This is a genomic window from Bradyrhizobium sp. KZN70725, from assembly GCF_055264925.1.
On the sequence record NZ_JBUYWT010000142.1, the window covers coordinates 1 to 2,892 of the forward strand.

General features: G+C 61.2%; 4 protein-coding genes. All 4 read right to left on the minus strand.

Annotation, left to right across the window (positions count from 1 at the left end; all coding sequences use genetic code 11):
* Positions 1 to 49: 49 nt before the first annotated feature.
* A complete protein-coding gene (locus ACZBJS_RS42150) occupies positions 50 to 340 on the minus strand; it encodes a hypothetical protein (protein WP_141340084.1) in 291 nt (96 codons plus the stop codon).
* On the minus strand, positions 340 to 1,995 hold the full coding sequence (gene tnpC, locus ACZBJS_RS42155; RefSeq protein WP_141340085.1) for an IS66 family transposase: 1,656 nt from the start codon (positions 1,993 to 1,995) through the stop codon (positions 340 to 342). The genes ACZBJS_RS42150 and tnpC overlap by 1 nt, the downstream gene beginning before the upstream one ends.
* Before the next feature lie 71 nt (positions 1,996 to 2,066).
* Complete coding sequence (tnpB, locus tag ACZBJS_RS42160) at positions 2,067 to 2,414, minus strand: IS66 family insertion sequence element accessory protein TnpB (protein ID WP_141340086.1); 348 nt, start codon at positions 2,412 to 2,414, stop codon at positions 2,067 to 2,069.
* Positions 2,414 to 2,833, minus strand: coding sequence for an IS66-like element accessory protein TnpA (gene tnpA, locus ACZBJS_RS42165; protein ID WP_141340087.1), 420 nt, complete (start codon positions 2,831 to 2,833; stop codon positions 2,414 to 2,416). The genes tnpB and tnpA overlap by 1 nt, the downstream gene beginning before the upstream one ends.
* Positions 2,834 to 2,892: the final 59 nt, after the last annotated feature.

Consider the following 2,892-nt stretch of genomic DNA (forward strand, 5'->3'; position numbering starts at 1 on the left):
GTAAGCATGCGGCGTAGGCCGCGGGCGGGCTGGTTTGTCCGGTTAGCGGCTAAACCTCGGGCTTTTCGGCCTTCGGCTTAACGATCGCCGCGAGTACCTGGCGGCGTTCTTCAATAATCCAAGGAGCGTCCTTGTGGATTGCGATCAGCTCTTTGAGGTTCTCGATCCCGTCATCGGTGAACGCCATCACGCCGTCTTCACCGACGCCGACGACCCATAGCTGGCCATCCTCGGTGTCCATTTCTTCGGCGACCTCGAACAACCATTCCTCGTCTTCGCCGAGCATCTCAGCGACATGGCTGAGAGTGAACACGTGACTGACCTTGTTGACGTGTCCCATCAAGCCGCCTGTGCCGCAAGGCCGTGCTGTTGCGCAGTCTTCCAGTTCCAGGGCAGCAGCTCATCGAGCCTGTGGGCGGGGTGGGTGGCGATGCGAGCGAGTACATCAGCGAGCCAGGCCTGAGGGTCGACGTCGTTCATCTTGGCAGAGACGATGAGGCTATACATGGCGGCGGCTCGGCGCCCTCCGCGGTCGGACCCACAGAATAACCACGACTTTCTGCCCAATGCGATGCCGCGCAGCGCTCTCTCGGCTGCATTGTTCGAGAGGCAGACGCGACCATCGTCGAGGAAGCGTGTGAAGGAGGCCCAGCGCTTGAACATGTAGTTCATGGCCTTGGCCAGATCGTGGCCGCGGGTGAGCTTGGCGCACTGCTCGCGCATATAGGCTTCCAGATCGGCGACGAGCGGTGCGCTCTGCGCCTGGCGAACAGCCTTTCGTTGGTCGGCGCTTTGGCCATTGATAGAGCGCTCTATCTCGAACAGAGCGTCGATGCGGCGCACGATCTCCATGGCGACGGGCGAGATGACGATCTCCTGCTTTCCGGCCGCTTTGCGCCGCGCGTTCTCCTCAAGATCCGCCATGGCGAAGAACGGCCGCCGGGCATGGACCCAACAGGCCGCTTCCCTGATAGGCCCAGGACTTCGCTGGGGCTCGTAGAGTTTGGTGTATCCACCGAAGGCGTCGGCCTGCAGGATGCCGCTATAGTTGGTCAGATGCGCCTGCGGATGCTCGCCCCTTCGATCGCGCGAGTAATAAAACATTGCTGCCGGCGGATCTGAGCCGCCGAAGGGGCGGTCGTCCTTCACATAGACCCAGCATCGAGCGACATCGCACTTGCCCAAGGCCAACACGGGTACGGTGGTGTCGTCGCCGTGGAGGCGTTCAGCTGCCATGACGTGGGCTTCCAACAGGCGCGATAGCGGCTCCAATACCATGCAGCAAGCCCCAACAGCGTCGGCTGCGGTCGACAGACTGACGGGCACGCCCTCAAGCGCGTAACGCTCAGTCTGCCGGTTCAGAGGCTGATGCTGGCCGAACTTCTCATAGAGGAGCATGGCCAGCAGGCTCGGCCCCGCCCATCCTCGCGGAATCACATGGAATGGCGCCGGTGCCTGACTGATTTTCTCGCAGTCCCGGCAGGTGAACTTTTCCCGCACCGTCTCGACCACTTTCCACTGGCGCGGTATTGATTCCAGGGTCCGGGTCACATCCTCACCAAGCTTGCGCAGGCGATTGCCGCCGCAGCATTCACACGTCGTTGGCGAATCGATCACCACGCGCTCGCGGGGAAGATGATCAGGGAAGGTATTGCGTTCGGGACGCGTGCGCGTAAATCCGCGCACAGTCGTTGTCCTGGCGACAGCTCTCTCGGCCGCAAGCTCGTCTTCGGTAGCGCTGGATTCCAGCTCTTCAAACGTAAGCGCTAACTGGTCGATCAGACGAGACGAGCGTTCTGATCTTTGCCCGTGGACCTGGCGCTCAAGCTTGGCGATCCGCAGTTTCTGGCGGGCAATCAGCGCACTGTCTTCCGACGCCTTGGCACGGGCGACCGCAAGCTCCGCTGCAATATCCAGAGCCTTCGCGCGTTCGCTCGCCAACGCCTCTTTCAGAGCGGCTATGTCTTCGGGAAGAGCGTCGCGAGGCGTGTCCATGCAACCAGAGAATCACAAATTCAGTGCTTTGTGGTCCCCCAAAATGCGCATGATCTCATATTTTATTTCGCTCAGCCGGCGCTCTGCGGTCGCCATGTTAGTTGCGGATTTCTCCAGTCGATCCCTTCCAGCATATAAGCCATCTGAGCCGCTGAGATCGATACCGCATCTCCCGACGTCGCAGGCCAGATAAACTTGCCGCGGTCCAAGCGTTTGGCATACAGCGACATGCCTAACCCGTCATGCCAAAGAATCTTGAGCAGATCACCGCGGCGGCCGCGGAAGATGTAGAGATCACCCGCATGCGGGTCACGCTTCAAACTCTCCTGGACCGCGAGCGCCAGGCTTTGCATGCCGCGGCGCATGTCTGTGTGACCGGTGGCAATCCAGACCCTGACGTTGCTTGGGATCGGAATCATCACCGCCTCAGAAGCTCGAGGACCCGCTGCAGTGCTTCAGTGTCCACGTCACGGTCAACGCGGACCCGACAGCCGCTAAGCTCGATCTCGATTATGCCTACCTTCGCGCGCTCTTTAGCCGGCGATGGCCTTGTCCGCGCGACCACGGCCGATGCCGGAGTTGGTGTCGAAGTGATCTCCACAGGAACAAGCAATGGCGCTGCATCCCCGCCCAGCCGACCCTCGCGCGCCAACCGTCGCCACGTGAACAACTGGCTCGTGGACAACCCGTTGCGCCGCGCCGTCGCCGACACCAACCGGGAACCATCATAACTCTCAGCAACGATCCGCTGCTTCTCGTCCACTGTCCAACGACGGCGGGCGCCAGTCGAAACTACTTCCAATCGGGAGACCTTCGAAATAGGCGTATGGTCAGTCATACGCCTATGTCTTCATCCTCCGTCCTCAGCGCGCAAGGCGGCCCTCGCCGGAGCGATAC

Bases quoted from the DNA above. Each gene is read 5' to 3' on its own strand.
- ACZBJS_RS42150 (WP_141340084.1), bottom strand. From the start codon at position 340: ATGGGACACGTCAACAAGGTCAGTCACGTGTTCACTCTCAGCCATGTC.
- tnpC (WP_141340085.1), bottom strand. From the start codon at position 1,995: ATGGACACGCCTCGCGACGCTCTTCCCGAAGACATAGCCGCTCTGAAA.
- tnpB (WP_141340086.1), bottom strand. From the start codon at position 2,414: ATGATTCCGATCCCAAGCAACGTCAGGGTCTGGATTGCCACCGGTCAC.
- tnpA (WP_141340087.1), bottom strand. From the start codon at position 2,833: ATGACTGACCATACGCCTATTTCGAAGGTCTCCCGATTGGAAGTAGTT.